Origin of the sequence: Paraburkholderia sp. EB58, assembly GCF_050436665.1 — a bacterium.
Classification (GTDB): domain Bacteria; phylum Pseudomonadota; class Gammaproteobacteria; order Burkholderiales; family Burkholderiaceae; genus Paraburkholderia.
Genome location: NZ_JBNDMQ010000061.1, coordinates 23,897 through 30,197 on the forward strand (window position 1 = coordinate 23,897; position 6,301 = coordinate 30,197).

Sequence of the window (6,301 nt, forward strand, 5' to 3'; positions counted from 1 at the left end):
GTTAGGCAGGTGATTCAGCGTAAGCTGACCGTGCGCTTTTCAATCCGCTTGAGCGGCAATGGATTGACGCAGATGCGATGAACGTAGATCCCTGGCAAATGAATATCGTCCGGAGCAATGGAGCCCTTGTCGACGATGCGCTCGACTTCAACGACACAGATCTTTCCTGCCATCGCGACCGCTGGATTGAAATTCCGGGCGGTGTAGCGAAACCGCAGGTTGCCCTCGCGATCCGCGACTTCTGCTTTCACCAAAGACAGCTCAGGCACGAGAGACCGCTCGAGCACATAGACGTCGTCGTCGAACGTCCGGGTTTCTTTTCCCTCTGCGACGACCGTGCCTACACCAGTCTTCGTGAAGAAAGCCGGAATACCGGCGCCCCCTGCTCGCAGCTTTTCGGCGAGTGTTCCTTGCGGCGTAAACTCGACTTCCAGCTCGCCCTCCAGATACTGACGTTCGAACTCCTTGTTTTCGCCGACGTAGCTCGAGATCATCTTGCGAATCTGTCGCGTGCGAAGCAGCTTTCCAAGCCCGAAATCATCGACGCCCGCATTGTTCGAGATAGCCGTCAGGTTCTTCACGCCCGACTCCATCACGGCGTCAATGAGCGCTTCCGGTATGCCGCATAGTCCGAAACCACCCACTGCAACGGTCATTCCGCCTCGCAAAAGACCGTCAATCGCCGCAGCGGCGCTCGCATAGATTTTTCCCATTAGGTATCCTCTCTTTACAAAATCCTCTTTACCCGAAGGATCGAACCGTCCCCTTAGTGCCACGCGCTACGAACGGTCCACTCTCTCCGCCAGTTCCCACGCGAGCTGAGCGACCCTTGCGAAGCGATCCCCCGTTGCGCGGGCATCCTCGCTTACCGCGGTGCCGCGCGCGACCCGCGCACGGATTCCATGCAGGATGGCTGCAAAGCGAAACATGTTGAAGACGACGTAGTAGTCAAAATTGGGAACGTTCGATCGCCCGACCCTGCGGCAATAGGCAGACAGATATTCTTCTTCACTCGGCAAGCCGTCATTGTTGACACCACGGATACCACCCAGAATGTCTGGTGGCAGGCGGTACATCATCGCGTGATAAGCGAAGTCCGCAACCGGGTCTCCCAGCGTCGAGAGCTCCCAGTCCAGTACGGCGAGTACCTTGGGTTCCGTTGGATGGAAAATGAGGTTGTCGGCACGAAAGTCGCCATGAATGAGTGATGTCTCATCGCGCGCCGGCAAACGATCGGGCAACCATTGCACCAGTTCGTCCATGTACCGGTCCCGGCCAGCCTCTTCATCGGTCAGATATTGGTCCGACCAGCGCTCGACCTGACGGGCCACATATCTACCGGGCTTACCGAAGTCTCCGAGTCCGATCGCCTCGTAATCCACCGCGTGCAATTTGGCCAACGTCTCGTTCATCGCCTCCATGTATGCGCCGCGATCTGCGAGGGGCACACCTGAGAATCCTGGCTCCCAGAAGACCCGGCCCTCCACCATCTCCATGACAAAGAAGCCGCTACCGACGACGTTGGTGTCTTCGCAGGTCGCATACACCTTGGGAACCGGAAAGTCCACGAATCCAAGTACGGACATCACCCGTGCCTCACGCTCAACAGCGTGCGCGCCCTTAAGCAGAACACCGGGCGGCTTGCGTCGCAGCACGTAGTCGCGGCACGGTGTTCTCAATCTGTAGGTCGGGTTCGACTGCCCTCCCTTGAACTGGTCGACGCTCAGCGGACCACTGAAGTCTTCGATGTTGGCCCGCATCCAGTCTTCGAGAGCAATCGGATCGAACTGGTGCTGCTCACGTACGGGGCCTAGACCCGAAAAATGACTATTGGCCGACACGATATTCCCCTTCGAGCGCGGCTTTCTTGATCTTCTTTGCAAGCGACCACTTATGAACCTCAGTTGGACCGTCGTAGATCCGGAAGGCGCGTATATCACGGAAAATCTGCTCGACGACCGAATCGCGAGAAACACCGGAACCGCCCATCACCTGCACGCAACGATCCGCGACCCTGAACAGCGCATCGGATACAGCAACTTTCGCCATCGAACTTTCCGTTGTTGCACCGCTTCCAGAATCGAGCACGTCGGCGCACCATTCGATCATCAGCGCCGATTGTCGCAAATCAATGAGGTTATCCGCCAGCATGAATCCGACGCCCTCATGGTCAATCAGGCGCATTCCAAACGCCATCCGGCGCGTTGCATAAGCAGTGGCGATTTCATGCGCACGCGCTGCCGCCCCAAGCCAACGCATGCAGTGCGACAGGCGGGCCGGTGAAAGCCGAATCTGTGCGTATGTGAAACCCTGGTGGACTTCGCCCAGCACTGCAGAAGCCGGAACACGCAGGTTCTTGATGGATATCCGCGAATGGCCGCCCGGCATCGAATTGTCGATGGTGTCCAGCACCCGCTCGATGACAACGGCCGGATGCGGCAGGCCCACGAGGAACATCGTGGCGCGCGAGGTGTTCCCGTCTTCGGTGCGCGCCATGATAATGCCCACCTGTGCCCCATCAGCACCCGTTATGAACGTTTTCGTCCCATCGATCATCCAGTGATCACCATCGAGGCGGGCAGTCGTTTTTAGCATTGAGGGATCAGAGCCCGCCCCCTCGTCTTCCGCCGGCTCCGTCATAAAGAAAGCGGACCGCGCATCTCCCGAAATCAGCTTCTGAAGGTAGTGTTGCTTTTGCTCACTGGTCGCCACCTTGCCCAGCAAAAGCATGTTCCCTTCGTCCGGCGCCATGGTGTTTACCGCGACAGGACCAAGCGGCGACAGGCCTGAGCGCATCAGCACGGCAGCAGTCTCTCTCTGGGACAGGTGCTCACCGTTCGGAAGAACGTGAGGCGTCATGAGCCCGGCATCACGGGCAAGACGACGTAATTCACCGACAAGTCCGGCCGACGGTCCATGAGGTCCGTTGCGGGGATCGCGCTCATAACCTGTAACGACTTCACGAACAAATATCTCGACGCGGTCGGCAAGCTGCTGACTACGCTTCGATGGACACGCGATATACATACTGTCTCCAGTTCAAAGACTGCTAACGAGGTGCCCGCCGTCGACGGCGAGCATCGATCCCGTCATGTAACGAGACGCATCGGACGTCAGGAGCAGCATTGGCCCGTCGAGGTCCGACAGTTTTCCAAGGCGGCGCTGGGGAATCCGTCTTGTCAGCGCAACGCCCGCAGGCGTTTGCCAGAACCCCTGGTTCAGCTCAGTCTCGATATACCCGGGCGCCAGCGCGTTCACGCGGATGTCATAGCGCGCCCATTCAAGCGCAAGCGACTTTGTCAGCTGGATTACACCTGCTTTCGAGACCGCGTAGGGCAACACGCCGCCAGCCTGTCGGAGACCAAGGATTGATGCGACGTTGACGATGGCGCCACCCGTTTCTTTCATTCGTTTTGCAAACGTCTGCGCCATGAAGAACATCGACTTGAGATTGGTATCAACAACGCGGTCCCAGTCTTCTTCCGACTGCTCCAACGCGGACCCTTCGGACACCACCCCGGCGTTATTCACGAGGACATCAATGGCGCCGACCGCCTCGCAGGCCGATTGTCTTGATGCGGGATCGTTCACATCCAGCTGCACGCAATTGACCCTCCCGCACGATTCCCCGACAACGCGGGCGAGGGCCTCAAGCGCGTCCAGTCTTCGGGCGGCGGCGAAGACCTCTGCGCCATGGGCCGCCAGCACCGTGGCGAAATGGAGCCCCAGTCCACTTGACGCTCCAGTGACGAGTATTCGTTTGCCCGCCACAGAGTTCGGCATCTCCAACATCCACCTCCTATTGTTCCTCACGATTGTTGAACAATTATATTGAACAAAATTGTGAGCGTGTCAGCTGTTACAATTCTTTATTTGGATCGTGGAGCCCAAACATGCTGACCGGGTTGGACGCGTTGAATGCAACACCGACCCCACCAGGGGGCGATGGCCCTGCTTCGGATGCCGTTTTTCTCGGCGTTCTCCATGGGATAGAGAACCAGACTTTCGTCCCCGGTCAGCGTCTGGTTGAAACAGACCTCGCTACTGCTTTCGGTGTAAGCCGGAATTCGGTACGGGAGGGATTGCATCGACTGGTGGCAGAAGGTCTTGTCGAACTGCTACGGCACAAAGGCGCAGTTATCCGGTCACTTAGCCTGGAGGACACACTGGGGGTTCTGGACATTGCCGAACTTATGACAGGTCTTCTTGCTCGCACTGCAGCGCGGATCGGCACAGATGCTGCACAGGCGCGCGCGATCAGGCAGATAATTCGCGACCTGACCGAAAGCGATAAGTCGCGCGATATCGCGAAGTTTTCTGCTGCCCGCCGCCGCTTTTACCGCACCCTCCTCGAACTAAGCGGAAACAAGGAACTGCGGCGGTTATTCCCGACCATCCACATGCCGATCGTCTACGCGCAGCACCGGCTACCGTCTTTACAGCAGTTGCGCCTTAAGGACTACGGGTTGATAGCTGCTGCCGTGCTCGCCGGCCGGGAAGAGGAGGCTGAAGAAGCGGGCCGTAATCATGTCCGAAACGTCAGGCACTGCATTCTTGAGGCAAATGGAGCCGTGGCCGACTAACGTCGATCCACGGCGTTTGTTTAGTCCGGCAGACGCCGGGCTCGGAACGAATAATAGGCCTGAACCGTCGCCGAAGAAGCGAGGAGAACCACGCTGGTGATCCGCAGATACGCCGCACCAGCAAGCTTGTCTCCGCTGTGCGTCAATACCCACCCTGCCAGGCCCGGGCCTAACGCAATGCCACCGACCGCGACGATGTAGTAGACCCCATTCATCTGCCCTGTCGTATCCAGCTTCGACATCACACCCAGAATCATTGGATTGATCACCCAATAGGCGTACGTGAAGAAGAGTGCGGAGAAAACGAATACCGAATAAGAACGAGGAACAAAAAGCTGAAGCACAATCGAAAGACACAACCCGATGAAGATCAACGTGATTGTGGAAGCTGACGCCTTGCGGTCCCCAACAAAGATCGCGGTGACAGATCCCAGCGCACTGACAATGCTGCCCCAGCCAAGGATCATCGACATCTGTGAATGGCCAACGCCTGCGGACTCTCCGAGCACTGAGATGAACGGCCAGAAGGTTCCGACACCCAGATAAAACACCCCGAAGCTGGCGGCAAGAAGGAACTTCTCCGGCAAACAAAGGGATTGCGAGTCATCCACGACCCCTACTTTCTTCTTTGTGGTCCGTTCGTGGTTTTCAGGAATCCATCCAATCATCACCAGTGCGAGTGGAATCGTGCCGGCCAGGATGACAAAGATCGAATTCGCACCAAAGAGCCGTTCGATTGCTGGAAACGCAAAGGCAGCTACAGCTCCGTAAAGCTGGGTCGTGATCGAGTAAAGCCCCGCGGTCACGCCTGGACGTGCTGACAAGGCAATCAGGATCCCGAGCCGACCCAGGCCGAAGCCCGCACCGAGACCAGACAGGCAACGCAGCGCGTAGAGCGGGAGACCGACATCTGCTTTGAACTGTATGCTCGCGAGGTTAGCCAACATTGTCAGCGAAAGCGCAATGAACAGATATCCGCGCTTGCGCAGGACTAGCGGGAATGCCGTTGATATGATGGTCCCAGCACTGGTCGCTATCATTTCGGCCGTCAAAAGATAGCCAGCGGTCGCCTTGTCAAGGCCGACGGAATGAATGAACGACTGGATGATAAGCGGCTTCAACGTAGATGTTGCATGGCCGGCCACGCCGGCCATAACAATCGCAAGCAGGGTCAGCGCACCCAACATGCGCGTAGCCGACTGCTCGCGACCGACGGAGGGGTCAGCGGCAGCCGTGTCGGACTGTCGAAAATCTGTAGCAGCAGGTTCAACCATTTTGGATCTCCTCCTTGTATTCGAACGGTTCGGTCCCTTAGGGGCTGCCGCATCCGACACACGGGCCTCAACCGCCCTGTGTCCGATCTTCCCGACCAGGAAAGTATTAATACCGTCACACTGATCAGTCTGTCTGTTTATCTGTAATCAGTCTGCCTGCATATTTCGGAGGCGTATACAAGGGAATCTACTTAAGTTCAACCTCGCGCCTATCCGTACCGGCCTCACGATAGTACGCGGCAACAGCCACCGAGACACACACTGATTAGGCAGCAGAAATAGGTCTGCTGCGTGCTACCGGCTGCCGGCATCATTCGGTCACAAGATTCGATACGATCGCTTAAATATGGGTTCGTCAGAAGAAAGTGTGGGTGGACGTAGGCTCGGGGAGCTTGCCAAGTGCATGATATAGCGCAATTTCTGTCGCTCTGAAGGTGCGGAATC

The 6,301-nt window shown here is 57.4% G+C and carries 6 protein-coding genes; 1 reads left to right on the plus strand and 5 read right to left on the minus strand.

Translation table 11 applies throughout. The annotated features are described in order from the left end of the window. Positions 1-14 precede the first annotated feature (14 nt). From P3T40_RS42775 to P3T40_RS42790, 4 genes are all read right to left on the minus strand, one after another. On the minus strand, positions 15-713 hold the full coding sequence (locus P3T40_RS42775) for a CoA transferase subunit A (RefSeq protein ID WP_429273705.1): 699 nt from the start codon (positions 711-713) through the stop codon (positions 15-17). A 66-nt stretch (positions 714-779) separates the two neighbouring features. Next, positions 780-1,844, minus strand: coding sequence for a phosphotransferase (locus tag P3T40_RS42780; protein WP_429273711.1), 1,065 nt, complete (start codon positions 1,842-1,844; stop codon positions 780-782). After that, on the minus strand, positions 1,828-3,027 hold the full coding sequence (locus P3T40_RS42785; protein ID WP_429273706.1) for an acyl-CoA dehydrogenase family protein: 1,200 nt from the start codon (positions 3,025-3,027) through the stop codon (positions 1,828-1,830). Before P3T40_RS42785 ends, P3T40_RS42780 begins: the two co-directional genes overlap by 17 nt. Positions 3,028-3,039: 12 nt before the next feature. After that, positions 3,040-3,783: an SDR family NAD(P)-dependent oxidoreductase gene (locus tag P3T40_RS42790; RefSeq protein ID WP_429273712.1), complete on the minus strand. Its 744-nt coding sequence runs from the start codon at positions 3,781-3,783 to the stop codon at positions 3,040-3,042. Positions 3,784-3,893: 110 nt separating this feature from the next. On the opposite strand from P3T40_RS42790, the gene P3T40_RS42795 reads away from it, so the two are divergent. Continuing rightward, on the plus strand, positions 3,894-4,583 hold the full coding sequence (locus P3T40_RS42795) for a GntR family transcriptional regulator (protein WP_429273707.1): 690 nt from the start codon (positions 3,894-3,896) through the stop codon (positions 4,581-4,583). 20 nt (positions 4,584-4,603) lie between these two features. On the opposite strand, the gene P3T40_RS42800 is transcribed toward P3T40_RS42795, so the two are convergent. Further along, positions 4,604-5,857, minus strand: a complete 1,254-nt coding sequence (locus P3T40_RS42800) for an MFS transporter (RefSeq protein ID WP_429273708.1) — start codon at positions 5,855-5,857, stop codon at positions 4,604-4,606. Between the last annotated feature and the right edge of the window lie 444 nt (positions 5,858-6,301).

Coding starts and splice junctions, on each gene's coding strand:
- P3T40_RS42775 (WP_429273705.1), bottom strand. CDS start 713: ATGGGAAAAATCTATGCGAGCGCCGCTGCGGCGATTGACGGTCTTTTG.
- P3T40_RS42795 (WP_429273707.1), top strand. CDS start 3,894: ATGCTGACCGGGTTGGACGCGTTGAATGCAACACCGACCCCACCAGGG.
- P3T40_RS42785 (WP_429273706.1), bottom strand. CDS start 3,027: ATGTATATCGCGTGTCCATCGAAGCGTAGTCAGCAGCTTGCCGACCGC.
- P3T40_RS42790 (WP_429273712.1), bottom strand. CDS start 3,783: ATGCCGAACTCTGTGGCGGGCAAACGAATACTCGTCACTGGAGCGTCA.
- P3T40_RS42800 (WP_429273708.1), bottom strand. CDS start 5,857: ATGGTTGAACCTGCTGCTACAGATTTTCGACAGTCCGACACGGCTGCC.